At 52.9% G+C, this 23,591-nt stretch carries 27 protein-coding genes; 17 read left to right on the forward strand and 10 right to left on the reverse strand.

All coding sequences use genetic code 11. The annotated features are described in order from the left end of the window. Positions 1–256 precede the first annotated feature (256 nt). From MKJ04_RS17265 to MKJ04_RS17275, 3 genes are all read left to right on the forward strand, one after another. A complete protein-coding gene (locus MKJ04_RS17265) occupies positions 257–1,087 on the forward strand; it encodes a glycerophosphodiester phosphodiesterase family protein (protein ID WP_241642912.1) in 831 nt (276 codons plus the stop codon). Positions 1,088–1,251: 164 nt separating this feature from the next. Next, positions 1,252–1,716 (forward strand): DUF2750 domain-containing protein, encoded by a 465-nt coding sequence (locus tag MKJ04_RS17270; RefSeq protein ID WP_241642913.1) that lies wholly within the window; start codon positions 1,252–1,254, stop codon positions 1,714–1,716. Between the two features lie 198 nt (positions 1,717–1,914). Continuing rightward, positions 1,915–2,292: a DUF423 domain-containing protein gene (locus tag MKJ04_RS17275; protein WP_241642914.1), complete on the forward strand. Its 378-nt coding sequence runs from the start codon at positions 1,915–1,917 to the stop codon at positions 2,290–2,292. 366 nt (positions 2,293–2,658) lie between these two features. Here the strand turns inward: MKJ04_RS17275 and MKJ04_RS17280 are convergent, their stop codons facing one another. The 4 genes from MKJ04_RS17280 to MKJ04_RS17295 form a co-directional block, all read right to left on the reverse strand. Further along, positions 2,659–3,108, reverse strand: coding sequence for a DUF1573 domain-containing protein (locus MKJ04_RS17280; RefSeq protein ID WP_241642915.1), 450 nt, complete (start codon positions 3,106–3,108; stop codon positions 2,659–2,661). Between the two features lie 80 nt (positions 3,109–3,188). Beyond that, positions 3,189–4,595: an ATP-dependent RecD-like DNA helicase gene (locus MKJ04_RS17285; protein ID WP_241642916.1), complete on the reverse strand. Its 1,407-nt coding sequence runs from the start codon at positions 4,593–4,595 to the stop codon at positions 3,189–3,191. Positions 4,596–4,812: 217 nt separating this feature from the next. After that, the gene (locus MKJ04_RS17290; RefSeq protein ID WP_241642917.1) at positions 4,813–5,004 is read right to left on the reverse strand and encodes a cold-shock protein; all 192 of its coding nucleotides are present in this window, start codon (positions 5,002–5,004) and stop codon (positions 4,813–4,815) included. 136 nt (positions 5,005–5,140) lie between these two features. Continuing rightward, positions 5,141–5,596 (reverse strand): PaaI family thioesterase, encoded by a 456-nt coding sequence (locus MKJ04_RS17295; RefSeq protein WP_241642918.1) that lies wholly within the window; start codon positions 5,594–5,596, stop codon positions 5,141–5,143. A gap of 37 nt (positions 5,597–5,633) precedes the next feature. Between MKJ04_RS17295 and MKJ04_RS17300 the strand changes: the two genes are divergently transcribed. The 3 genes from MKJ04_RS17300 to coaD all read left to right on the forward strand — a co-directional run bounded on the left by MKJ04_RS17300 (position 5,634) and on the right by coaD (position 7,716). Beyond that, on the forward strand, positions 5,634–6,119 hold the full coding sequence (locus MKJ04_RS17300; RefSeq protein ID WP_241642919.1) for an NUDIX domain-containing protein: 486 nt from the start codon (positions 5,634–5,636) through the stop codon (positions 6,117–6,119). A 91-nt stretch (positions 6,120–6,210) separates the two neighbouring features. Continuing rightward, positions 6,211–7,098, forward strand: coding sequence for a DUF3822 family protein (locus MKJ04_RS17305; protein ID WP_241642920.1), 888 nt, complete (start codon positions 6,211–6,213; stop codon positions 7,096–7,098). Positions 7,099–7,236: 138 nt separating this feature from the next. After that, the gene (gene coaD, locus MKJ04_RS17310; RefSeq protein WP_241642921.1) at positions 7,237–7,716 is read left to right on the forward strand and encodes a pantetheine-phosphate adenylyltransferase; all 480 of its coding nucleotides are present in this window, start codon (positions 7,237–7,239) and stop codon (positions 7,714–7,716) included. Here the strand turns inward: coaD and MKJ04_RS17315 are convergent. Then, a complete protein-coding gene (locus MKJ04_RS17315) occupies positions 7,670–8,350 on the reverse strand; it encodes an NUDIX hydrolase (RefSeq protein WP_241642922.1) in 681 nt (226 codons plus the stop codon). The genes coaD and MKJ04_RS17315 overlap by 47 nt on opposite strands. Before the next feature lie 107 nt (positions 8,351–8,457). On the opposite strand from MKJ04_RS17315, the gene pyrE reads away from it, so the two are divergent. The 3 genes from pyrE to MKJ04_RS17330 all read left to right on the forward strand — a co-directional run bounded on the left by pyrE (position 8,458) and on the right by MKJ04_RS17330 (position 10,353). Further along, positions 8,458–9,096 (forward strand): orotate phosphoribosyltransferase, encoded by a 639-nt coding sequence (gene pyrE, locus MKJ04_RS17320; protein ID WP_245402689.1) that lies wholly within the window; start codon positions 8,458–8,460, stop codon positions 9,094–9,096. Positions 9,097–9,362: 266 nt separating this feature from the next. Continuing rightward, positions 9,363–9,740 carry a hypothetical protein gene (locus MKJ04_RS17325; protein WP_241642923.1) on the forward strand — a complete coding sequence of 126 codons (378 nt, stop codon included), beginning with the start codon at positions 9,363–9,365 and terminating at the stop codon, positions 9,738–9,740. A 115-nt stretch (positions 9,741–9,855) separates the two neighbouring features. Continuing rightward, positions 9,856–10,353 carry a metallophosphoesterase family protein gene (locus tag MKJ04_RS17330; RefSeq protein WP_241642924.1) on the forward strand — a complete coding sequence of 166 codons (498 nt, stop codon included), beginning with the start codon at positions 9,856–9,858 and terminating at the stop codon, positions 10,351–10,353. A gap of 110 nt (positions 10,354–10,463) precedes the next feature. On the opposite strand, the gene MKJ04_RS17335 is transcribed toward MKJ04_RS17330, so the two are convergent. After that, positions 10,464–10,691, reverse strand: a complete 228-nt coding sequence (locus tag MKJ04_RS17335; protein WP_241642988.1) for a hypothetical protein — start codon at positions 10,689–10,691, stop codon at positions 10,464–10,466. A gap of 50 nt (positions 10,692–10,741) precedes the next feature. Between MKJ04_RS17335 and MKJ04_RS17340 the strand changes: the two genes are divergently transcribed. From MKJ04_RS17340 to MKJ04_RS17365, 6 genes are all read left to right on the forward strand, one after another. Next, on the forward strand, positions 10,742–11,788 hold the full coding sequence (locus tag MKJ04_RS17340; RefSeq protein WP_241642925.1) for a threonine aldolase family protein: 1,047 nt from the start codon (positions 10,742–10,744) through the stop codon (positions 11,786–11,788). A 553-nt stretch (positions 11,789–12,341) separates the two neighbouring features. Continuing rightward, complete coding sequence (locus tag MKJ04_RS17345) at positions 12,342–12,680, forward strand: P-II family nitrogen regulator (RefSeq protein ID WP_241642926.1); 339 nt, start codon at positions 12,342–12,344, stop codon at positions 12,678–12,680. 66 nt (positions 12,681–12,746) lie between these two features. Beyond that, complete coding sequence (locus MKJ04_RS17350; protein WP_241642927.1) at positions 12,747–14,066, forward strand: ammonium transporter; 1,320 nt, start codon at positions 12,747–12,749, stop codon at positions 14,064–14,066. 254 nt (positions 14,067–14,320) lie between these two features. Further along, a complete protein-coding gene (locus MKJ04_RS17355) occupies positions 14,321–15,445 on the forward strand; it encodes a porin (RefSeq protein WP_241642928.1) in 1,125 nt (374 codons plus the stop codon). 238 nt (positions 15,446–15,683) lie between these two features. Then, the gene (locus MKJ04_RS17360) at positions 15,684–16,307 is read left to right on the forward strand and encodes a DNA-3-methyladenine glycosylase family protein (RefSeq protein ID WP_241642929.1); all 624 of its coding nucleotides are present in this window, start codon (positions 15,684–15,686) and stop codon (positions 16,305–16,307) included. A gap of 262 nt (positions 16,308–16,569) precedes the next feature. Further along, positions 16,570–17,142: a sugar O-acetyltransferase gene (locus tag MKJ04_RS17365; RefSeq protein WP_241642930.1), complete on the forward strand. Its 573-nt coding sequence runs from the start codon at positions 16,570–16,572 to the stop codon at positions 17,140–17,142. 53 nt (positions 17,143–17,195) lie between these two features. On the opposite strand, the gene MKJ04_RS17370 is transcribed toward MKJ04_RS17365, so the two are convergent. Next, positions 17,196–18,107, reverse strand: coding sequence for a DUF58 domain-containing protein (locus MKJ04_RS17370; RefSeq protein ID WP_241642931.1), 912 nt, complete (start codon positions 18,105–18,107; stop codon positions 17,196–17,198). Between the two features lie 11 nt (positions 18,108–18,118). Then, positions 18,119–18,532, reverse strand: coding sequence for a septal ring lytic transglycosylase RlpA family protein (locus MKJ04_RS17375; RefSeq protein ID WP_241642932.1), 414 nt, complete (start codon positions 18,530–18,532; stop codon positions 18,119–18,121). A gap of 130 nt (positions 18,533–18,662) precedes the next feature. Between MKJ04_RS17375 and MKJ04_RS17380 the strand changes: the two genes are divergently transcribed. After that, on the forward strand, positions 18,663–19,016 hold the full coding sequence (locus tag MKJ04_RS17380; protein ID WP_241642986.1) for a DUF3276 family protein: 354 nt from the start codon (positions 18,663–18,665) through the stop codon (positions 19,014–19,016). A 143-nt stretch (positions 19,017–19,159) separates the two neighbouring features. Beyond that, entirely contained in the window at positions 19,160–20,257 is a 1,098-nt protein-coding gene (gene ychF, locus MKJ04_RS17385; protein ID WP_241642933.1) for a redox-regulated ATPase YchF, read from the forward strand. 272 nt (positions 20,258–20,529) lie between these two features. Here the strand turns inward: ychF and MKJ04_RS17390 are convergent, their stop codons facing one another. Both MKJ04_RS17390 and MKJ04_RS17395 read right to left on the reverse strand, forming a co-directional pair. Then, a complete protein-coding gene (locus MKJ04_RS17390) occupies positions 20,530–22,266 on the reverse strand; it encodes a glycoside hydrolase family 13 protein (RefSeq protein ID WP_241642934.1) in 1,737 nt (578 codons plus the stop codon). 171 nt (positions 22,267–22,437) lie between these two features. Further along, positions 22,438–23,544 carry a Gfo/Idh/MocA family protein gene (locus MKJ04_RS17395; protein ID WP_241642935.1) on the reverse strand — a complete coding sequence of 369 codons (1,107 nt, stop codon included), beginning with the start codon at positions 23,542–23,544 and terminating at the stop codon, positions 22,438–22,440. Positions 23,545–23,591: the final 47 nt, after the last annotated feature.

The following is a 23,591-nucleotide window of genomic DNA, read 5'->3' on the forward strand; positions in this document are numbered from 1 at the left end:
ATGGGGTGATAAAAAGGCGAAGTCAGGTTCCTTTATGAACAATTTGCAGCCCAAAAGATGAATTTTAAACATGCTCTCAGGAGAAAAAGACCGACGTTTGTTCTGAACAAGCTATATTTTTTCGCAAATGTTTTCGATTCATTCTTTGCGCCGCCAAAGTGCGCTTCCAAAACGAATAATTAAACAAGCCCTGCTGCGGCGTATACCTGCTTTCGCTGGGGCTACCTTTCTGTTTTTCACTTCATGCCTCACAAACATGCCTGCCACCTTACCTGCCTTCGATACCCAGGGCCATCGCGGGGCCCGCGGGCTGATGCCTGAAAACACTATTCCGGCAATGCTGACCGCGTTAGACCTCGGCGTTACCACGCTTGAAATGGACGCGCACATCAGCAAAGACGGTCAGGTCTTGCTCTCCCACGACCCTCTTCTGAATCCAGAGCACGAGCTGCTGCCCGACGGCGGCGAGATTCCGGCCGCTGAGGCCCGGGAGCATGTGCTGTATGCCATGGATTACACGGAAATCAAGGGGTATGATGTGGGCTCAAAACGGTATAGCCGCTTCCCGCAACAGCAACTGCTGCCCGCCTACAAACCGCTGCTCTCGGAGGTGATGGATACGGTACAGTCCTATATAAAACAGCACCAAGCGCCACAGGTGTTCTACAACATCGAAACAAAGTCCTCGCCCGAGACAGACAATGTATTCCATCCCACGCCAGAGATTTTCGTGCAACGCCTGATGGAGGTAGTGGAACGCAAAGCGCTGATCCCCTGGGTCATTATCCAGTCGTTTGACGTGCGTACGTTGCAGGTAGTGCACCGGCTGTACCCACAGGTGAAAACGGCCCTGCTCGTTGAAAACGCTGACAGCTTTGCGCAGAACCTGCAACGGCTGGGCTTTACCCCAACGATCTACAGCCCTGCGCATACCCTGGTTACCTCAGACATGGTTGCGGAGGCCCACAAACGTAACATCAAAGTTATACCCTGGACGGTAAATGAGCTGGCAGAAATGCGCCGTCTCAGGCAACTTGGCGTCGATGGCATCATCTCGGACTATCCGAATTTATTCCGAAAACTATGATTTAAAATATATATTTTTGATATTTATTCCGGTTAGGCGGTATAAGCGCGCTTTCTAAGTCCCCTGAAATCGCCCCAGCGCTGAAAGATTCTGTATCGAAAGGCATTTTAAATGAGCTACTAACCGTGACTATCAGGAATATAAAGATAAAGCCACTACCTATCATGACACAACAAGAAGCAGATATCGAAAAGACATACCATACATTTGTTGCACGCATCGTGGAGACCAATGCTGTGTGGGGACTGACAAAAGACGAAACATGGGCCACCTCCAGCTCCGCCGCTTTCGAAGACACCGAAGTTATCCTCTTCTGGTCGCAACGGGAGGGTGCCGCCGCCTGCGCCGCCGATGAGTGGGAATCATATCTGCCCGAGAGCATTACGCTGGTGGAGTTTCTGGAAAACTGGTGTGTGGGCATGTATGGCGACGCCCTCTTGCTTGGGGCCGACTGGGACACCGACCTAAGCGGCAAAGAAGCAGAGCCACTGGCTGTGGCCCTGGATGTGCTGAATGCGCTGAAAGCCAAAGGCACCACGCTTGATTTTACCCAATACGACAGCCAGGAGGAGTTTGAAGAGCAAGTGATAGAAGCCCTGGGAGGTGACGAGAACGCGGCGCAAGCCTGATTTCAGGATAGCCAAAAACCTGGTTCTTAGTACTCGACCAATTTAATTACCAGATGTAGCGTTTGTTTTTATAGGATTAGAAACGGCTTTTATGCCTCATTTCTAATACTTAATTTCTAATTTTTAATTTGGCGAAGAACTAACATTATATATCACTGAAGGGCGGCAGCGCTCTGCTTTTTTATACCTATATACCACGTGACACAAAAATCAATTTTACTGATTGCCACCGCTTTTGGGGCTTTAACGGTTGCCATCGGTGCATTCGGGGCGCATGCCCTCGGCCCCATGCTTCGGGAAACAAACCGGGTCGATACGTTTGAGACGGCCGTGAAATACCAGATGTACCACACGCTTGCTTTGCTGGCTGTGGGCCTGCTGCTGTTCCGTGTGGAGCAGCCCGCGCTTCAGGTGGCCGCCTGGTGCTTTTTCATTGGCATCCTTATATTCTCAGGCTCGCTCTACACGCTTTGCCTGACCGGTATCACCTGGCTTGGAGCCATCACGCCGCTTGGTGGAGCCGCTTTTATCGTGGGTTGGGGGGCGCTGTTTTACGCGGTCCTCAAAGCACTGTAACTTCCAGCGCTGCCGGTTACAGTATATCTTCTGGCGATTGTAAAGATTCTCGATATATACTTGCTCATACGCAATGCTCTCTTTTGTTCCTCTTTTTAGTTTGTCCCCCTTGAGGGTAGGGGCCCTCGAAGAAGAAGGGGGTTAGGGGGATGACACACCCTGCGGACAATCATCTGTGAGTTATTTTAGAAGCTGTATCTTATCAAGTAAGAGCTGGATAGATTCTTCCGGCCGCCTCTCATCCCCCAACTCTCAAGGGAAACTTTTACGAACGGCGTTGCGCTTTTGCGTTACGTCATATATAAAAGAAAAGGCCCGCTCTGCAGAGCGGGCCTTTTCTTTTATATATCGAGTGCGCCTTATTTACTACTGCTTGGCGGCACTAGCCGTAGACTTCTCTTTAATGTTCGTCAGGATGTATACATACTTCGCGCCATCGGCGGCGTTAGAATGGATCGTGATGGCTTTCTTTTGCTGGCCCATCTTACCGGCGCTGTTAAACTTCGCGGTTACAAAACCGGTTTTACCGGGCATTACCGGCTCTTTCGTCCAGTTCGGGGTAGTACAGCCGCAGGTAACGTCTACACGCTCAATCACGAGCGGCTGGGTACCTGTGTTGGTAAACTTGAAGGTGTGCTCCACCACATCCCCTTGCGTGATATCCCCGAAGCTGTGCTCAGTTTCTTCCAAAGTGAGGGCCGGGCCGTTTTTTGCCTGCTCCTGCGGAGCTGTCGCCTTTGCCTTGGGTTGTTCCTGCGCCATGGCGCCGCCAGCTACTAAAGCCGCAAAAGCGAAAGAGAGAAGTACTTTTTTCATCTTTATTGAGAGTTAAGGTTAATGCGAAAGCTTAGTGACTGACTTTCACCTAAAACGATGCAAAATAATATTTTATTTTGTTAGTTAACTAATAACTGCTGGTTAAAGTTCAGCAGAAAAAGTTCTTCGGAAGACCGGGTTAGGGCCGTATAGAGCCAGCGGGCAAACTCCTCGTTCACCATGTCCTCTTTCAGAAAACCCTGGTCCACGAACACCGCCTTCCACTGGCCACCCTGTGCCTTGTGGCATGTAAGCGCGTAGGCGAACTTCACCTGCAGGGCATTGAGGTATGGGTTCTTCTTCAGCTCTTTGGTGCGTTCGCGCTTGGTCTTGATGTCCATGTAATCCCCCAGCACGCTTTCATACAGCTTGCGGTTCTGGTCGGCGGGCAGGGCCGGTGTGTCGGTGTAGAGAGTGTCGAGCATGATCTTCACCTCTTCCTCCTGCGCATCCGGATAGTCCACGAAGCGGATGCGCACATCGGCAAAGCGGAAGCCATACATATCGTCGTAACGGATAATCTTGGTTACCTCCACAAAATCGCCGTTGGCCATGAAGCCGATCTCGGACTCTTTGGGAAGCCAGAAGTAGTTGTTGCGCACCACCATCAGGTAATCGCCCACGCCCAGCTCGTCTTCAGCAAAGAAGAGGCGCCGCCGCACGTGCTGGTTATACAGGTTGGCCGACTTGTTGGAGCGGCAGATGATGATGGTGTTCTCCACCCCGAACTTGTCGTAGGCGTAGCGCAGGCCGTCCTCCAGTTTCTCGCCCGTCATCCGGAAGATGTCGCGCCATCCCTTGGTCACGAGCTTAATGTCGAGGGGCACCTGCTTCATCTGGTCCCGGAGCCGCGTGGCGTTCATCAGGATGCCCGAAGCCTCCGCCTGGCGCATCACCTGGCGCAGTTCCATCTCCTGCACGTTGCACCAGAAGTTCTGCTTCAGGTAGTCTGCGTTCAGCGAGGGGCTGAGCGCCTGCCCTACCGGCGGCAGCTGCGCAGTGTCCCCGATCAGCAACAGCTTGTTGTTTTTCTTATCAAACACAAAACTCAGCAGATCCTCCAGCAGCCCCTTGTCGCCAAAGCCGCTCTCGTCAGAGATCATCGAGGACTCATCAATGATGTACAGGGTGTTGTCGGCTTTGTTTGGCTGGCGCGTGAAAGACAAGCCTTCGGAAAAGGGATTGGCCGTGGGGCGGTATATCTTTTTATGGATGGTATGCGCCGGCTTGCCGCTGTAACTGGCCATCACCTTGGCCGCCCGTCCGGTGGGCGCGAGCTGCACATACTTGTAGCCAAACGTGTTCAGGATCTTGACGAGGGAGGACACCACGGTGGTTTTGCCCGTTCCGGCATAGCCTTTCAACAAAAACACCTGCCGCTCCTCCTTCTTATCCAGTATAAACTCCTCGAGCTTGGTGAAAAGCTTGGCCTGGTCGTCGGTAGGTTCAAAAGGAAAGTTGTTTCGGAGGGCTTCTAAGGGACGCATAATCGTTTAACCTGAAATAATCGCGCGGCCCGGACAGGGGCCTGTCGCCATACCACCCGCTACACCGGTATAAGGCGGTTCTGGGCTTCCGGCAACCTGCGCATAAGGCCGCTTGGGCATTAGGTAAAGGTACTGCGGCAAAAACTGACGCGCAAAAAAAAGCCTTACACTTTGGTAAGGCTTTTCGCTTTTTTAACAACTGTATATGGTATAAGAACTAAGCTCTTTTAACATTAACAGCGTTTAGTCCTTTTCTTCCTTCCTGAAGTTCGTACGTAACTTCGTCGTTTTCTCTGATCTCGTCAACAAGACCGCTCACGTGTACGAAATACTCTTGTCCTGAATTTTCATCTTTAATGAAACCAAATCCCTTCGTCTCATTAAAGAACTTTACTACTCCTTTGTTCATGATTAATTTTTATTTTCCCTAAAAGTACACAAAAACATAATACGTTGCTCAACAATTTTAAATTATATATCAAATTAGCCAAAATAAATCAGATTTAACCGATAAAAGCTTCAAGATGCATAATTTATTATTGGTTTTATACACTACGCTGAATATCCATTGGGGTTATGGTAGCCATCGTAGTTGAGGCTTTGGCAATCAGCAAAGGTGGGTTATCGCCCTTCAGGGCGTATATTTCGGCTTCACAAAAATTTAATTTCCGGCCGGGCTTGATCACGTAGCCTTTCGCAAGCAGCTTCTCCCCCACCCCCGGGTGAAAGTAAGACACCTTGAGCTCCGCCGTCACGACATGGTGGTCTTTGGGCACCAGGCTCACGGCGGCAAAGCCCGCCACGATGTCGGCCAGCGTCGCGATGACGCCGCCATGGGTGAAGCCCTTGTGCTGTAGGTGCAGCGCACCCAAGTTTAATTCGCCTTCTATCCTGCCAACTTCTATCTTTGTTATCTCAAAGCCGATGAGTTTCATAAACCCCTGGTGCTCCAGCTTCTCGCGTATGTCCTGCTCAAAGTCAGGATTTAAAGTTTTGATCATGCGGTAAATGTACCGCCTTAAACACATTTCGCAAAATATGCCACATGTAAACCCTAATGCCGCTGCCTATTCCAATCAAATGCGTGTCCGCGTGTGCGGCATCTGTGTGCAAAACGACAAACTGCTGCTGGTGCGCCACGGTCAGACAGTGGGCAATACAGCGTTTTGGGCACCACCCGGCGGCGGGCTGCACTACGGCGAAACCCTGCAGGAGTGCCTGAAGCGGGAGATGCTGGAAGAGACCGGGCTAGAAGTGCAGGTGGAGCGCTTCCTGTTCGTCAATGAGTTTCTGGAGCCGCCGTTCCACGCGGTGGAGTTCTTCTTTGAGGTGCGCGCAACCGGCGGCACCCTGCAAACCGGCACCGACCCCGAGGCTACTGCCGACGGGCAGCTACTGGAGCATGTTAAGTGGATGACGGTAAAGGAACTGCAGGCCGTCCCCAACAACGACAAGCACCGTTGCCTGCAGTTGCTGCTGTCTTTCGACGACCTGCTGGGCCTGAAGCATTATTTTATAGGGTAGCAGCTGCTTTGCGGCCATCTGGCATATTTTTTTTATACTTGCATGGCTGCGCCTACGGCTAATAGCGGCATTCCTTAAAACGTACATCAGCTTGAACACCATCAACACGCATTACCGGCTTTCCTATAAAATAGAGGACGAGGCTTTCGCCCTGTCGCAGGCGTCTTACTGTAACCTATACATCTCGCTCACGCAGCGGTCTATTCGGTTCGCAGTGGCCGACACCGTTCGGAACAAGTTTGTCGTGCTGGAGGATTACGAGCTGATCACGGTCTTCACGCCCCTCCAGATGGCAGAACAGCTCCGGCTGATCGCGGCGGAGAACCCGCTGCTGCAGGAGCAGCAGTGGAACGTGGTTCGGGTGGCGTTCAGCAACCAGCACTTTACCCTGGTGCCCTCCACCCTATATGACCCCGCGCACCAGCAAGACTACCTGCGCCTGCACAGCGAGCTGCATGAGCTAAAGGACGTGGTGCGCTCCTACCGCCACAGCGAGTTGGAGGCCGTTAATATTTTTGCCGTGGATGCGCACGCATACCAGGCCCTGGAGGATATCTTTGGGCGGCGACAGCTGCAGGTGGTGCACCAGACAAGTGCCCTCATCAGCAGCATCCTGCACCACACCGACCGCGGCCCCGCCCGGCAGATGAGTATTTTTGTGGAGCGCAGCTATGTTACGATACTGGTGGTGAACCAGAGCGGGCTGGAGTTCTGCAACGTTTTCCAGTACCAGAGCCCGGAGGATTTCATATACTTCGTGATATTTGTGATGCAGGAGCAGAAGCTGAACCCGGAACAGGAAACGCTGTCGGTATGGGGCGACATCACGCACGATTCTTCCCTGTTCCATATCCTGAAAAAGTATGTGCGGCACATCAAGCTGGGCAAAAAACCCGCAGACGTGGAGTACAGCTACAAGTTTCACGACCTGTTTGAGCATCGCTACTTCGAACTCTACAGCCTGCACCTGTGTGCGTAATTTTAATTTTGATTGAATGAATAATTGAATCGCTGAATAATTTAACCTTCTATACTTATTATGGCCTTAAACACGCAGTCATTCAAATTCTAACTTCACGCACTCTGTTATTCAAAATCTAGTTATTCAAAAATAAATATGAAAAAAATCGCCTTGTTTCCCGGCTCCTTCGACCCTTTCACAAACGGACACTATGATGTCGTTTTGCGCGGAGCCAAGCTCTTCGACGAGGTGATTATCGGAATCGGGAACAACAGCAGCAAGCAGCGCTACATCCCCATTGATCGGATGTTTGAAGTCATGACGCGCCTGTTTGAAAACGAGCCCACCATACATGTTCAGACGTTTAAGGGGCTTACGGCGGAGTTTGCCCGTCAGGTTGGGGCACAGTACCTCCTGCGCGGACTGCGCAACACCACTGACTTTGAGTACGAGAACACGATCGCACAGGCCAACCGGCAGGTGAACAACGACCTGGAAAGCGTTTTCCTGATCACCTCACCGCAGCTGGCTGCCATCAGCTCCTCCATCATTCGCGAGATTCACCGCTTTGGGGGCAACGTGGACCAGTTTATACCTTTCCAGTTTTCAGAGATTGCAGATAGTGCCGGACAATAAAGGAGATGGAGGTATAGGCCTTGGGCAGCACCCCGCTCACCTCTTCGGGCGTCATCCAGCGCACCTCCTCGATAAACTCCTCGGCCTGCGGCTTGATCAGGCTGTCGTCGGTGCAGTTCATCACATACCAACTCGTCTTTTTCAGGATCTTCTTGCCTTTGTAGGCATAGGAGTGCCAGGTCTTGGGTAGCTTCTCCACCACCTCCACCTGAATATTGCACTCCTCCTCTACCTCGCGCAGGGCTCCCTGCTGGGTTTTCTCTTTTCTGTTCAGCTTGCCTTTGGGCAGGTCCCACACGCCAAGCCGGTAGATCATCAGGATTTTTCCGTCCTTCAGCACAAGCCCGCCGGCGGCCTTCACAATTTTAAACTGGTCTTTGAGGTGCGCGATCAGCTTTTTCTTTTTGTTGGTCACCAGCGTAAGCGAGCGGAGCTTTTTCAGCTTCTTCACCTCCATCAGCCGGACGATCCGGTCGATGAGCAGGGCGTCTGCGTCCTTGATCAGCACGTCGCCCACCAGGTCTTTGGAAGTGAAGTGATCAGAGGCCTTCAGGATGAGATCGTGCTCATGCTTGTACACCTTTTCTGAGGCTTTTTTCAGAATAAGGGGAATATCGTTGATAAAAACATTCATGCGCTTAGGGGCTCCTGATAAAACAGAAATTTTACAAATCAATAAATAAATCGCCTGAAACAAAATAAGCTGCCTGAAAAAGGAAGAATATTTATGTAAATTCGGCCATGGATTCAACAAACATTGCACACCAGGTAGCCTCTTTCCTACTGGAAACGGAGGCCGTGAAACTAAGGCCAAAACAGCCCTTTAAATGGAGCAGCGGCTGGAATTCGCCCATTTACTGCGACAACCGCGTGACGCTGTCATTCCCATACATACGCAGTTATATCAAACAACAGTTGGCCGAAATGATAAAGCGCCAGTACCCGGACGCGGACGCCATTGCGGGAGTAGCCACGGCGGGCATCGCGCAGGGCGCCCTGGTGGCCGACCTGCTGGAGATGCCCTTCCTGTATGTGCGCCCCGAGCCAAAGAAGCACGGCATGGGAAACCAGATTGAAGGCAGGCTGCTGGAGGGCCAGAAAGTGGTGCTCGTGGAAGACCTTGTCTCGACGGGGGGCAGCTCGCTGAAGGCAGCCGAGGCGGTGAAAGCCGCGGGCGCCGAGGTGATCGGAATGGCCGCCATCTTTACCTATGGCTTCGCCGTGGCCGACCAAAACTTCGCCGATGCCGGTATCGCCCTGCATTGCCTTAGCGACTACAGTGCCTTGCTGGATGCCGCACTTGCCAATGGGTATATATCCGCCGAAGCGGTGGAAGCGCTTGCCCAATGGCGGGAGTCGCCGGCAACGTGGGGGGTATAAATTAAATTATTCCGATATAAATTATTTATCTTTTACTGAAGTGGTGGCTTCATAAAATTATATTTGGCGAAGGTGCGGCCAATTGAAAACAATGTGTAGCTTTGTTCTGTATCACACAGGCACTTGCAATGGATTTAAGTTCTTCTACCCTCTTCTGGACAGCTTATTCAACTTGTAACATTTTGGCTATGGTAGGGCTTATCGCCTGCCTCGAGAAGCCATTGTTTGCACGATTATTATACTCCCTGTGTTTTGGCGCAGGCTGTATGCTGCAAGTGTACGTGGCTTTCTTCAGACCGGAAATCTACCAGAACTTCGCTGAATATTCGCTAATCCCGATTTACAAAACGTTTATACTTGAGTGGATGCCCCGGCATACCCCTGAATTTATACTTGCAGTAGCCACACTGCAGTTGTGGGTGGGCCTGAGCATTTGGGGAAAGGGCTGGTTTTTCAAGGGTGGCGTGCTGGCGGGCATCGTGCTGCTGGTGCTGCTGCTGCCCCTGGGGCTGGGTGGTGCGTTCCCGGCCACGCTCAACATGGCCCTCGGCTTGCGGATACTGATGAAACGGGAGGCAGGCAGTTACCTCTGGCCCGTTATCTCGAAAGAGTATAGCAAAACAAAAAGCTACGCAATGCGGTAAAACAGCTGAAGCATCCTGAAGATGCCTTTTCTTTGAATTTAATAAACCACTACACCTGCCACAGGCCATGCATACGTATGGCCTGTGGCTTTTCCATACCTATATATAGCCAGCCATGAAGATAGGCCTTCTCTCCGACACCCACGCATACCTCGACGATCAGATCCTGCGCCTGCTTTCGGACAGGGACGAGATATGGCATGCCGGCGATTTCGGCACCGCCGCAGTATCGGAGCGGCTGCAAGAGGTGGCGCCGCTGCGGGGCGTGTACGGCAACATCGACGGGCAGGACGTGCGGCAGCTGCACCCCAAGGTGCTCCGCTTCGACGCGAACGGACTGGACGTGCTGATGACGCACATCGGCGGCTACCCCGGCAAGTACCACCCCGACGTGCGCGACATTATCAAGGCCAACCCGCCGCGCCTCTTCATCACGGGCCACTCGCATATACTCAAGGTGATGACAGACAAAAAGCTCCATAACCTGCTGCACATCAACCCAGGGGCGGCGGGCAAGCACGGCTTTCATAAAGTGCGGACAATGGTGCGCTTTGCCGTGGAGGAGGGTCGGGTGCGCGACCTTCAGGTGATCGAGCTTGGCAAGCGGGCATAAAAAAAGTGTGCCTGCCGCAGCAAACACACTTTGAAGTCTTTTCAGTAAGCCGCCGCCATTTGCTGGAATAGCAGCGGCAGGCAGATGGGCTTACATACCCCTAAAAAGAACTACTCGGCAGAAGCCTCCTCTGGCTGGGCAGCAGTTTCAGCTGGCTTGTTTTTCGGTGCTTCGCCAAACTGAGCTCTCAACTCATCCATGTCAACGTTCTTAATAACAGGCGTTAACAGCAGTTGCTTAATACGCGCTACTCTGTTATTTGCTCTTGCCTTATTCTTACGGTCTTTTCTTTTTAATCTAGTAACTCCCATCGTTGCAATATTTAATTTGAACGGCAAAAGTAAGTTTTTAATTTTACAAAGTAAAGTATTTCGGAAATCTAATTGATATGCAACTAACAGACCTGCGCTCTGACACCGTTACCAAACCAACCCCGGCCATGCGCCAGGCCATGTTCAGTGCCGAAGTGGGCGACGACGTGTATGGCGAAGACGCCAGCGTAAACGCCCTGGAGGCAAAAACCGCCGCCATGTTCGGGATGGAGGCGGGCCTCTTCTGCCCGTCCGGCACCATGACCAACCAGATCGCCATCAAGGTGCACACGCAGCCCCTCACCGAGGTCATCTGCGACATCACGGCGCATATCTACCAGTATGAGGGCGGCGGCATCCCGTTCAACTCGGGGGCCTCGATGGCGCTGGTGTATGGTGAGCGCGGCAAGATGACGCCGCAGCAGGTAGAGGCTCACATCCGCCCGCTCGACAACGTGCACTTCCCGGAGACGAGCCTGGTGGCCCTGGAGAACACCTGCAACAAGGGAGGCGGCACCTATTATACCATAGCCGAGATTGCGGCCATCGCGGAGGTGTGCCAGCGGCACGGCCTAGTGCTGCACCTCGACGGGGCCCGCGTGTTTAATGCCCTGGCCGCCTCCGGCGACAGTGCCCTGGACTACGGCTCATATTTCGACAGTATCTCCGTGTGTCTCTCCAAAGGCCTGGGGGCTCCCGTGGGCTCGGTGCTGCTGGGTAGTGCTGCCTTTATTAAAAGAGCGCGGCGGGTGCGCAAAGTGCTCGGCGGGGGCATGCGGCAGGCGGGCTATCTCGCGGCGGCCTGCAGCTACGCCCTCGACCATCATGTGGCCCGATTGCCGGAGGACCACCGCAAGGCGAAGGCCATCGAAGCCAGTCTGCTGCAACGCGATTATATAGCAAGTGTGTTGCCCGTTGAGACGAATATCGTCATCTTCAAGCTCAACGACAGGTATACCGACAAAGCCTTTGTGGACGCACTGGCTGGCAAAGGGATACTCGCCTCGAGCTTTGGCCCGCAAATGATTCGTTTTGTAACGCACCTGGATATAACGGATACCATGCTGGATCATCTCCTGCAAACCCTGCAGGCCCTGGACCATACGCCGGTCCTTTCGGCCTAAATAACAAATAAGTTCAAGTTCTGGCGCGGGCGCTCCACCCGCGCTATTTTTTTGCCCCTCCCTTTTTCATACCCCATTCCCGATCATTTTTACTCTATTTTATCTTACCACCCCCTTCATTTTAATACCCATCCAATAAAATTCTAAAAATATTTTTTAGGATAGACATATTTTTTTCAACGCAGCCATATCCACTAAATCTGCAGCTGCTCTGCAGCATAATAATAAAAGAGCGGTATAAAATCAGCGTCTGGCAGAGAAGCTTCCGCTATACCTCCTCTATCCATAAAAGGGCCTTCCCTGCTATTTTTCGGCGATTGACAGGCTTTTCCGTCTGTATAGCCTTCTCAGATCTTCAAAAATCCCAATGAATAATCATTTGGCAACAAAAACTATTTTAAGCAGCCATACTCACAATACTAGAGGCTATACTTTGATAATATTATAAAATTTAAGTTATACCCCCTTGACACGAAGGGGTATATTCCATACTTTAGATAAAAATTAGCAAACACCCCTAGTAAAAACATACCCTAACCTAACTATTAATTGTATGAAGAAAATTGAAGCCATCATCAGAACATCCAAATTTGAGGATGTGTATGAAGCCCTCACCGAGATCGGGATTGCTTTTATGACCACCTACGATGTGAAAGGGTTCGGTTTAGAGCATAGCTCCTCGCAAGTATACCGGGGCGCCACCTATAATGTCGGGTTTATACCCCGGACAAAAATTGAGATGACCGTGACCGAAGACCATGTGGATGCCGTGGTTGAAACCATCCTGAAAGTAGCCAACACGGGCAAAGTGGGAGACGGCAAAATATTCATCATGGATGTAGAGTCCGTTATCCGCATCCGCACCGGGGACGTTGGCGAACTCGCCCTGTAGCACCCCGACCACATTTACTCAGTCAAATCAAAAAACACAAACAATTTCAACCTTAACATTAAAGCCATGTCACAAGAATTATTTGTCACGAACAACGTCTGGATGATGGTCTCCATCTTCCTGGTTTTCGTCATGCACCTCGGGTTTGCCACTCTCGAGTCAGGTCTGGCCAGATCCAAGAACACGGTAAACGTGCTTTTCAAGAACAGTATGATCCCGGCCATCGGCCTGATCACCTACGCGCTCTGGGGGTTCTCGATGATGTACCCGGGCGAGAGCTTTGCCGGCGGATTTTTCGGCTTCTCCAACTTTGGCATTCCCTTGCCAGAGGGCGGCGAGACCTCCGCTTACAACGAGGGCTATACCTTCTGGACCGATTTCCTGTTCCAGGGCATGTTTGCCGCCACTGCCGCCACCATCGTGTCGGGTGCCGTGGCCGAGCGCATCAAGCTGTCGTCGTTCATTATCTTCTCCATCCTGTTTGTAGGTATCTGCTACCCTATCGTGGGCATGTGGAAATGGGGGGGTGGCTTCCTGAACACGCTTTCAGTACCGTTCTATGACTTTGCGGGCTCTACCATTGTACACTCTGTGGGCGGCTGGGGAGCGCTGGCGGGCATCATGCTGCTGGGGCCACGAATCGGCAAGTACATGGACGGCAAGATCAAGCCAATCCCGGGGCACAGCATTCCGCTGGCTACGATAGGGGTGTTTATTCTATGGTTAGGCTGGTTCGGCTTTAATGGCGGCTCCGTGCTGTCAGCCGATCCGGGAGCTGTGTCACGGGTATTGGTCATGACGAGCCTTGCAGCCGCTGCGGGTGCCATCGGCGGATGCCTCTTGTCGCTGGTTATGTTTAAGGCAAGCGATATCACGATGGTGCTGAACGGTATACTGGCGGGCCTGGTGGGTATAACTGCCGGTGCTGACCAGATGGGCGTGACGGATTCGATCATCATCGGGTTTATCGCCGGCGCGCTGGTGGTGATGGCTGTCGCCTTCTTCGACCGTATTCGCCTCGACGACCCGGTGGGTGCACTGTCGGTACACCTGGTGTGCGGCCTTTGGGGCACGCTGGCCGTGGGCCTCTTCGGGAGCCTGGCCGGTTTAGACCAGCTCGTGAGCCAGCTGATCGGCATTGTGGCCATCGGCGTGTTCAGCTTCTCCTTCGCCTTTGTGGTATGGTATGTCCTGAAGCTTACGACGGGAATCCGGGTGAGTGCCAGAGAGGAAATCGAAGGCCTTGACATCCACGAACACAAGATGCACGCCTACCCAGACTTTAACGGAACAGGCTTTGAGATGAGCCTGGATGAGAAAGAAATGATACTGGCTGCCCATGCGCGCAGCCAGAAAGGGGCCGCAAAACCAGTGGCGGCGGAATAACAATCCATCCCTTAACCTTGATGACATGGCTGTGAAACAGGTGGTAATGCGGTCAGGCATTACCACCGTTTTACAAGCGCAAAGCAAGCCGGCGGCGAACTGTCTCTCTGCTTCTGTGTCCTTCGTCAAAACCCCACCTAACCCTATATAATCAGCCACCGCTTCGCAAACGGCAATTTGAGAAGCAGCTTGGTGGCGGGTATGGGTGGATACACTACTTCTTCAAAATAGTATCAACGAAAAAAACCACAATCATGAAAAGACTTTTATCACTCGCCGCAGCAATGCTCTTCGCAGGAGCAAATATAGCCAATGCCCAGGAAATGGCAACCGTGGAAGAGACCAAAGGCTCGCTGTCCATCAGCGGCTACGTGGATGCCTATTACCAGTATAACCTGAACAAGCCAGAGTCGGGCCTGAACCAGGGGCGCATCTTCGACACCAAGCACAACAACTTCTCGCTTGGCCTGGTGCAAACCATGTTCACCTATACCAAGGGCCGCGCCACAGTGGTGGCCGACCTGACCTTCGGCCCGAACGCCGAGTTGGGCAACTTCGGAAACGAGGGAACGGCACGTGTGATCAAGCAGGCATTTCTGTCATACGCGCTCACCCCGAAGCTGAACTTCACCATCGGGCAGTACGGCACGCACATCGGGTATGAGTTGATCGACGCCCCCCTGAACTACAACTACAGCCTGTCGTACCTCTTCGGCAACGGCCCCTTTTACCACACCGGTGCCAAGCTGGATTACGCGGTGAACGACAAGCTGGGCCTGATGCTGGGCGTGGTGAACGGCTGGGACGGCCTCAGCGACTTCAACGACAAGAAGTCTGTAACGGCGCAGGCGCACTTAGCCCCAGTGCCCGGCTTTGACCTGTTCCTGAACTGGATTGGCGGCGATGAGTACAACACCCTGTCTAATTTCGGAGACAACAAGGGCTCTTATACCAGCCTGTACGACCTGACGACCTCCTACGCGTTGAACGATGCCCTGAAAGTGGGTATAAACGCCGCTTACGGAGCCTTTTACACCGGGTATGCTGAAACGGACGCTTCCAACCCCTGGTCTGATGACGCGAAATGGGGCGGTGCGGCTCTCTATCTGAACTACGCCGTTACCCCAACGGTTGGCCTGGGGATGCGCACCGAGTACTTCTCAGACCCGGAGGGCGTGCGTTACTTCGGCCCACTGCAAGTTGCCTCGCTCACGCTTACCGGCGACGTGAAAATGGCCAGCGGCAACCTGAACGTTAAACCTGAGATCCGCTTCGACAAATCGCAGGACGGGTTCTTCGAGAACTCCAGCGGTTCTTTCTCCAAAAAGAGCCAGACAACCATTGGGGCTGCCTTTATCTACTCTTTCAGCACAGAGTAATCCAGCATATATAACTACTTCCTCCTTTCTTTCTGTGCATACAAGCAGCCCCTTTAGTGAGCAGCCAGTCGCCCGGTTTACCGGGTACTGTGCTGCTCACTTCCTTTTTATACCCTCCCCACGCGCAGCCATGGGCCCGGAATGATGCGGCAAACCGGCTTCCCGCTTTCATTCCGTCGCAAACCCTGTTGCCTTCTTCCAAAAAAATCAGCTATTTGGCCTAAACTAACGCAAGGCCATGTTTCCTGATTTCATTTCTCCAGAAGTAGCCGCCGTACTGGGCAAAGACCCTATCCTGACGAGCATCATCCGGCAGGGCCAGCCCCTTCCCTCCTCCAAATCCGAAGACCTGTATTATAAGCTGCTGAGCGCGATCGTGTCGCAGCAGCTGAGCACCAAGGTAGCGGCCGTAATCTTTGCCCGTTTCAAGGCCCTGTTCCCCGATGAGTACCCGCACCCGCACCTGGTGCTGGAAACGCCTGACGAGGTGCTGCGCAGCGCGGGGCTGTCGTTTCAGAAGATAGGCTATGTGCGGAACGTGGCGGCTTTTGCCACGGAGGGCCAGATGTTGCACGCCACGATCGACGCCATGGAAAGCGAGGCCCTGATCCTGCACCTGACGCAAATCAAGGGCGTTGGCCGCTGGACCGTGGAGATGCTGCTGATGTTTGCACTGGAGCGGCCCGATGTGTTTCCGGTGGATGACCTGGGGATACAAAACGCCATGAAGCGCCACTATGGCTTAGAAACCGCCGGCAAGGCCCTGAAACTGCAGATGCAGGATATAGCCGAGAGCTGGCGTCCCTTCCGCACCATCGCCAGCAAGTACCTCTGGCAATCGCTGAATAATGTGCCAACGTGATGCTGCCGTATCAAGATTTATACTATATTTTGTTTTTAACACGCTTTCTAACGACTCCAGTAAATTGCCACACGCTTATACCCTGAATAATTACTTGTGTGTGTTTTGCAACCCATACAAGGTAATGACAAAGTATTGAAATGAAATTTGTAGTCCAAAACAATAAGGTAAGCTAAACTATAAATCAGTCACTTTCGGGCATCTGATTTTCTCATAAAGTGAATTATACCAAATACTGTAAATGCCAATATCTACCTGATATATGAAAACTGAGAAAGAAAAAATGCTCGCCGGGGAGTTGTACAACCCGCTCGACACACAGCTTGTAGACGAAAGGCTGCAAACACGGCTCCTGACCAAGCAACTGAACGACACCAGCGAGGACCAGGTAGAAGAAATTGCCCGCATTTTGCAAAAGCTAATCCCGAACGCAGGAGCCGGTTTATGGCTGCAGCCTCCTTTTTACTGCGACTATGGCACGAACATGCATGTGGGCGAGAAGGTGTTTTTCAACTTTAACTGCGTGGTGCTGGATGTGGCCCCGGTCACTATTGGCAGCCGAACGATGTTTGGGCCCAACGTGCAGGTTTATACCGCCACGCATCCGCTGAATCATATAGAGCGGAGCTCGGGGGTGGAGTACGCAAAACCGATCGCCATCGGCAAGGATGTATGGGTGGGCGGCAGCGTGGTGGTTTGCCCCGGCGTAACCATTGGCGACCGCAGTGTGATCGGCGCGGGCAGCGTCGTGACGAAAGACATTCCGGCCGACGTGTTTGCCGCCGGAAACCCCTGTAAAGTCATTCGGAGCTTGAAACAGGAAGAGTCAGCGTAAACCGGTATAGGTATGACCGCAGGCTTCGGCACGTTCCATACCCTGATTATACCTTACCGCACTTTGCCACGCTTCACCAGGTAGGCGTACAGCACTTTATCGAAGGGCTCATGGATATCCACGGGCACGAAGTCTATTTTATACTGGCCGCATTTCAGTTCCAGCTCGCGTTTATACCCCTCCACGGCGGCGCGATAATGTTCACGCACTTGCGAGGGTTGCAGCTTCAGCTCCTGCCCTGTCTCCACGTCCACGAACACGTATGGCCGCTCCGCAAAATCAAACTCCTCCTCTGTCTTGCGGTCCATCACATGAAAAAGCAGCACCTCGTGGTTCTGGTGCTTTAGGTGTTGCAGCGACGCAAAAACGCTTTCCAGGTCATCCTGCCTGCTCAGCATATCGCTGAAGATGATAACGAGCGAGCGCTTGGGTATCTGCTGGGCAATCTGGTGTATCACGCCCGCCACGTTCGTGTCCTGGGCAGTGGGCTTTTGCTCCAGTTGCTTTTGCAGCAGCAGCAGCAGGGTATGGAGGTGCGAGGCCGTGGAGCGAACCGGGGTCTGCAGTTCTATCTTATCGGAGAAGGTGACGAGCCCCACCGCGTCGCGCTGCTTGCGGAGCAGGGTAGCCAGGGCAGCCGCGCAAAGCGCCGAAAAAACCAGCTTCCCGTTTGTCTCGGTGGGGTAATACATTGAGGGCGACACGTCGAGCAGCATGTGGCAGCGCAGGTTCGTCTCCTCCTCATACCGCTTCACAAAAAGCTTGTCGGTGCGGGCAAACACTTTCCAGTCGATGTGGCGGGTGCTCTCGCCGCTGTTGTAGAGCCGGTGCTCCGAAAACTCCACCGAAAACCCGTGGTATGGCGACTGGTGCAACCCCGTGATGAACCCCTCTACGAGCTGCTTTGCCAGAAACTCCATGTTCTCAAACTTCTGGACGTCGGCGAGGGAAAGGGGCGTTTTCATGGGGCGGAGGGCTATTTGCGGGGAACCTTTGCTTCTGAAACGGCGGCAGGCTGCGCTTGTTGCCCCGTCTGCTCGTTTTTCACCTCCTTTAGCCGCACTGCCGCGCTCCCGCTCCGGATCATGCCGATCTCCTGGGCAGCTGCCCGCGACAGGTCGATGACGTTGTGGCGGTGGCGAGCCTTGCGGTCGTTGATGCGCACCACCACGCTCTTGCCGTTGTTGAGGTTGGTTACCAGCACTTTCGTGTCGAAAGGCAGGGTGGCGTGTGCTGCCGTATACAGCTTTTTGTCGTAGCGCTCGCCGCTGGCGGTGGCGTGCCCCTGCATGCGGTCTGCGTAAAAAGAGGCTCTCCCCTGGGCCGTGTAGGTGGCGCTGTTATGAAATAACGACAGGAGAAACAAGAGTACTATCGAACATATATTCACAGTGTTCAATTTGGTCCAACTGCAAATATAACGGGAAAAAATTTACTTAAATTTTAAATTCAGGGATTTTTATATATCAGATATATATGTTACTTTTAGATTCAGTAAGTTGAATTTAACGTTTATTACGGTGGAAGAGAACAACGAAAAAGCAGAAATTTATTCCCAGCGAGTAAGAGCCGGGAAAAGAACGTATTTCTTTGATGTGAAATCGACTCGCTCAAACGACTTTTACGTGACCATTACGGAAAGCAAGAGAAAGTTTAACGAGGATAATTTTTCTTACGAGAAACACAAGATTTTCCTGTACAAAGAAGACTTCGCGAAATTCATGGATGCGCTTCAGGGAACGATTGACCACGTTAAATCCGAGCTTTTGACAGAAGAGGCGCTGGCCTCGCTGGATACGCCTTACGAGGCCCCCGTTGCCGCCGAAACGGTTGAGGCAGCCCCAACTTACGACAACGAGCTGAAGTGGGAATAACACTCCCCTTCGCTTCCTGCAGTATACCCCAACCCATGGCCGCGCCATGGGTTTCTTCATTTTAGCCCTTCCCCCTCTCGCAGGGTCTGCACGGCAGCCAAATAATTCGTATATTTGCGCCCTGATTTAAAACACTATTCAACATGGGACTCAGATGCGGAATTGTCGGACTGCCGAATGTAGGCAAGTCTACGTTATTCAACGCTATTTCTAATGCCAAGGCAGAATCTGCCAACTATCCATTCTGTACGATTGAGCCAAACGTGGGCGTGATCACGGTGCCGGACGAGCGCCTGCAGATACTGGAGGAACTGGTGCACCCCGAGCGCGTGCTGCCCACCGTTATCGAGTTTGTGGACATTGCCGGGCTGGTGAAAGGGGCCAGCAAGGGCGAAGGGCTGGGCAACAAGTTCCTGGCCAACATCCGCGAGGTAGACGCCATCATCCATGTGGTGCGCTGTTTCGAGGACCCCAACATCGTGCACGTGGACGGCAAGGTGGACCCTGTAGCCGACAAAGAGATCATCGACACCGAGCTGCAGCTGAAAGACCTGGAGTCTGTGGACAAGAAAATCCAGAAGGTGATGCGCTCGGCTAAGTCCGGCGACGCGAAGGCCAAGAAAGAACTGGCGAGCCTGGAGAAGTACAAGGCCCATTTTGAGGCTGGCCTCAGCGCCCGCTCCCTGGACGCCACCGAAGAGGACAAAGAGGCCGTAGAGGACCTGAAGCTGCTCACAGACAAACCCGTGATTTATGCCGCCAACGTGGATGAGAACTCCATGAATGACGGCAACCAGTTTTCGGAGGCCCTCCGCGAGAACGTCAAGAACGAGAACGCCCAGGTGGTGCTCATCTCCGCTTCCATCGAGGCCCAGATTGCAGAGCTGACCGACCCCGAAGAGAAAGAGATGTTCCTGTCGGAGTACGGCCTGACCGAGTCTGGCCTGAACAAGCTGATTAAAGCCTCCTACAGCCTCCTGGACCTGATCACCTACTTCACCGCTGGCGTGAAAGAAGTGCGCGCCTGGACGATCGGGAAAGGCTGGAAAGCCCCTGCCGCCGCCGGTGTCATCCACTCTGACTTCGAGAAGGGTTTTATCCGCGCCGAGGTCATCAAACTGCCCGACTATCAGGAGTATAAGTCAGAGGCGAAGATAAAAGAAGCCGGCAAGATGTCGGTGGAAGGGAAAGACTACGTGGTGAAGGACGGCGACATCATGCACTTCCGTTTTAACGTGTAATCGCGACAGATTCTAGTGCTTCGCCAAATTAAGAATTAGAAATCAAGAATTAGAAATGAGGTATAAAAGCCGTTGCTATAGATATAAATACAAACGCTGCTTCTGGTAATTAAATTGGTAGAGGACTAAGTAATCATACCTCGCACAACATAAAAAAAGAGGCCGGTTTATACCGGCCTCTTTTTGTTAAGAGCATGTTTAAATTTAACTTCCAAAAGATGGCTATTAAACATGCTTAAAGGGGCAATTTGCCCGCTGCATACCAATGCCTTTTATTTCAGTGAGTAGATTACGGCCTGGTATGGGCTGAGTGAAAAACGGGTGCTTTTGTGCTCTGCCGTGCTCAGGTTGTTGATGACCACGTCATCGACCTTAACAGCGGCAGGAAGTTCTATGTCTGCTTTTTCTGAGGAGAAGTTCAGGAGCACCAGCATCTTCTGATCGCCGAGCGTGCGGGTATAGGCATATACCTGCTTGTGGTCGGGCAGCAGCAGTTTGTAGTCGCCGTATACCAAAACAGGGTTTTCCTGACGCACCTGGGTCATTTTCCGGAAGTGGTTCAGCACTGAGTTCGGGTCTTTGTCCTTAGCGGCCACGTTCACCTGCTTGTAGTTCTGGTTTACCGGCAGCCACGGGTTTCCGTTGGTGAAGCCGGCATGCTGCGACGCGTCCCATTGCATCGGGGTTCTGCCGTTGTCGCGTGATGCGAACTTTAAGTCTTTCAGATACGCGTTCACGTCTCCGCCCTCGTGCAGCACTTTCTTGTACCCGTTGATTGCCGCGATGTCCTGATACTGAGAAATGGAGTCAAAGCCGATGTTCGTCATCCCGAGTTCATCGCCATAATACACATAGGGCGTGCCGCGCATACTCAGGATAAAGGTGTTGAGCATTTTGGTGGACGGAGCCCTGAACTCAGGGGCATCGTTCCCATACCTGTTCACCAGGCGCGCCTGATCGTGGTTCGACAGGAAGATAGACAGCCAGCCATTTTCGGCAAAAGCGCTGTCCCACTTCGAGAAGACGGTTTTAAAGTGCGTGAGGCTATACCCCTCCCGTTTGGCAATATCCACGCCGTCGAAGGCATAGGCCATGTTCAGTTCGTTGCGGTCTTCGTCCACCAGTTTGTGGGCATCCTCAAAGTTGCGCCCCGCGCCTTCGGCCACGCTCATCACATCGTATTTGCTGAACACCTCCTCGTTCATCTCCTGGAGGTACTGGTGCAAATTGCCCTGCATGGCGTAATACTGGACAAAGTTTTTCTCGAAGCCCTTCGGGAAGGCGGGGAAAGTAGTGTCTTTGGCGGCAAACTGAAACGCGTCCAGCCTGAAGCCATCCACCCCTTTCTCGGCCCAGAACTTCATGATATCATACACTTCCTGCCGCACTTTGGGGTTTTCCCAGTTCAGGTCCGGCTGTTTCTGCGAAAAATAGTGCAGGTAGTAGGCATTGGTGAGGGAGTCATACTTCCAGGCATCGCCCTTCTCGTCGAAGAGGCTGTAGCGGTAGTTTGGCTTGCCTTTTTCGGCGGGCCACCAATGGTAATAGTCGCGGTATGGGCTCGTTCTTGAGCTTCTGGACTGCTTAAACCACGCGTGCTCGTCGCTGCTGTGGTTCACCACCATGTCCATCACCAGCTTAATATCGCGCTTGTGCATCTCCTCCAGCATCCTGTCGAAGTCCTGCATGGTGCCGAACTCCGGCATGATCGCCCGGTAATCGCTGATGTCGTAGCCGTTGTCGTCGTTTGGGGAAGCGTAAATTGGGTTGAGCCACACGGCAGTCACCCCCAGGCTTTTGATATAATCCAGCCGGGATATGATGCCTTCCAGGTCGCCGACGCCGTTTCCGTCGCTGTCCTGGAAGCTGCGCGGGTAAATCTGGTAAACAATAGCCTCCTTCCACCACTTCTTATCCGGCTGACCGGTCATATCGCTAATGGTTTCGGGCTGCTTTACGCTACAGCTTATGGCAAGCCACAGCAACACCAAAATTGGCAGTCTCTTCATACACGGGTCCAATGGTTCGCAAACAATTTTACGCCTTACAGGGCTCCTGCAAGTTAAACCACCGAGGCAGTGTATAAAAAACCATCCGGCAAAAAGTAAACGGTTTTTGTGGCAAACATCCCTCCAGCGCAAATTTAAAGGGCCTGGAGGCCTTGCTGTAGTAAACCGCTTTTACTGCTTTAGCTTAACTGTTTTGCCTGTTCTGGCGCTTTCTTTAGCCGCCTCCAGTATTTCCATCACCACCATGTTGTTCTCCAGGGCGGAGAGATCGTGTGGGGCCAGGGTAATCTTGTGCCTGACAACGGCTGCCAGCAACGCGAACGGATCGTCGTAGGGGGCGGGGCGCTCCGCCAGTTTCTCATGCTGCTCACTTTGCTTCTCGCTCAGCCGATAGCGGAGGTCGGTGCGGTTGTCGCTATAGACATAGCCCGTCCTGCCGTATACCTCCATGTCTTTTCTCGCGAAGGGCCAGTTCCAGGAGGCCTGAATGATGCCCTGCATTTTGGGATATTGCAACAGGATGGTGGCCTCGTCATCCACCTTCGGGTATAGCTCCGGCTTGTTGGTCTGCGTCACGGCCGTGACCGCAGTTGGCCGCTCCCCCTTTTTTAGCCACGTGATCAGGTTGGCACCGTAGCACCCAAAGTCCGTGAGGGCACCCGCGCCGTTTGCCACCGGGTCGGTCAGCCACGACAGGAACTCCTGATTCACGCCAATCTCAGCGGGGCCCTGGTGGCCATCATGCACCACGATTTTGCGCAGGTCGCCGATGGCTCCCTCCTGCACCATGGCATATGCCTTGTGGTTGGTGGCGTACCAGGTGGTTTCGTAATTGGTGAGCAGGAAGATGTTGTGCTTTTTCGCAAGCGCCTGCATCTTCCGGGCATGCTCGAGGCTCACGGCCAGCGGCTTTTCCACCATCACGTGGATGCCGCGCGGCGCACAAACCTGCACCACCTTCAGATGCTCGTAAATGGTGCCAAAGGCGGTCACCGCTTCCGGCTTGGCGGCAGCTATCATCTCCTCCATCGTGTCATATACCAGCGCCATCGAAAAGCCGTGCTGTGTGGCGTAGCGCTGAGCCAGTTCGCGGTTCGGCTCCACAATCCCCACAATTTTTATATCGCCTCTGTCGGGCCTGCCCAGTATCCAGTGCACGTGCGTGTGCGTGAGGCCCACCACGCCAACGCGAAGCGGCGCGTCCTGTGCGTAACTGTGCGCAGCCGGCATGAGCAGGAGGAGAAATGAAAGGAGGAGAAGGCTGAGGTATCTGGTCATGCGCTAATTGTTTTTGCTGCTATACACTAAATTGCGGGAAACCGCCG

Source organism: Pontibacter sp. E15-1 (assembly GCF_022601975.1).
Lineage (GTDB): Bacteria > Bacteroidota > Bacteroidia > Cytophagales > Hymenobacteraceae > Pontibacter.

Excerpts from the sequence above, each read along its gene's own strand:
- MKJ04_RS17295 (WP_241642918.1), bottom strand. The coding sequence starts at position 5,596 with ATGATCAAAACTTTAAATCCTGACTTTGAGCAGGACATACGCGAGAAG.
- pyrE (WP_245402689.1), top strand. The coding sequence starts at position 8,458 with ATGGATTCAACAAACATTGCACACCAGGTAGCCTCTTTCCTACTGGAA.
- MKJ04_RS17325 (WP_241642923.1), top strand. The coding sequence starts at position 9,363 with ATGCTGCAAGTGTACGTGGCTTTCTTCAGACCGGAAATCTACCAGAAC.
- MKJ04_RS17345 (WP_241642926.1), top strand. The coding sequence starts at position 12,342 with ATGAAGAAAATTGAAGCCATCATCAGAACATCCAAATTTGAGGATGTG.
- coaD (WP_241642921.1), top strand. The coding sequence starts at position 7,237 with ATGAAAAAAATCGCCTTGTTTCCCGGCTCCTTCGACCCTTTCACAAAC.
- MKJ04_RS17395 (WP_241642935.1), bottom strand. The coding sequence starts at position 23,544 with ATGACCAGATACCTCAGCCTTCTCCTCCTTTCATTTCTCCTCCTGCTC.
- MKJ04_RS17360 (WP_241642929.1), top strand. The coding sequence starts at position 15,684 with ATGTTTCCTGATTTCATTTCTCCAGAAGTAGCCGCCGTACTGGGCAAA.
- MKJ04_RS17340 (WP_241642925.1), top strand. The coding sequence starts at position 10,742 with ATGCAACTAACAGACCTGCGCTCTGACACCGTTACCAAACCAACCCCG.
- MKJ04_RS17370 (WP_241642931.1), bottom strand. The coding sequence starts at position 18,107 with ATGAAAACGCCCCTTTCCCTCGCCGACGTCCAGAAGTTTGAGAACATG.
- MKJ04_RS17390 (WP_241642934.1), bottom strand. The coding sequence starts at position 22,266 with ATGAAGAGACTGCCAATTTTGGTGTTGCTGTGGCTTGCCATAAGCTGT.
- MKJ04_RS17315 (WP_241642922.1), bottom strand. The coding sequence starts at position 8,350 with ATGAATGTTTTTATCAACGATATTCCCCTTATTCTGAAAAAAGCCTCA.
- MKJ04_RS17290 (WP_241642917.1), bottom strand. The coding sequence starts at position 5,004 with ATGAACAAAGGAGTAGTAAAGTTCTTTAATGAGACGAAGGGATTTGGT.
- MKJ04_RS17300 (WP_241642919.1), top strand. The coding sequence starts at position 5,634 with ATGCCACATGTAAACCCTAATGCCGCTGCCTATTCCAATCAAATGCGT.
- MKJ04_RS17285 (WP_241642916.1), bottom strand. The coding sequence starts at position 4,595 with ATGCGTCCCTTAGAAGCCCTCCGAAACAACTTTCCTTTTGAACCTACC.
- MKJ04_RS17265 (WP_241642912.1), top strand. The coding sequence starts at position 257 with ATGCCTGCCACCTTACCTGCCTTCGATACCCAGGGCCATCGCGGGGCC.
- MKJ04_RS17330 (WP_241642924.1), top strand. The coding sequence starts at position 9,856 with ATGAAGATAGGCCTTCTCTCCGACACCCACGCATACCTCGACGATCAG.
- MKJ04_RS17270 (WP_241642913.1), top strand. The coding sequence starts at position 1,252 with ATGACACAACAAGAAGCAGATATCGAAAAGACATACCATACATTTGTT.
- MKJ04_RS17350 (WP_241642927.1), top strand. The coding sequence starts at position 12,747 with ATGTCACAAGAATTATTTGTCACGAACAACGTCTGGATGATGGTCTCC.
- MKJ04_RS17365 (WP_241642930.1), top strand. The coding sequence starts at position 16,570 with ATGAAAACTGAGAAAGAAAAAATGCTCGCCGGGGAGTTGTACAACCCG.
- MKJ04_RS17280 (WP_241642915.1), bottom strand. The coding sequence starts at position 3,108 with ATGAAAAAAGTACTTCTCTCTTTCGCTTTTGCGGCTTTAGTAGCTGGC.
- ychF (WP_241642933.1), top strand. The coding sequence starts at position 19,160 with ATGGGACTCAGATGCGGAATTGTCGGACTGCCGAATGTAGGCAAGTCT.
- MKJ04_RS17355 (WP_241642928.1), top strand. The coding sequence starts at position 14,321 with ATGAAAAGACTTTTATCACTCGCCGCAGCAATGCTCTTCGCAGGAGCA.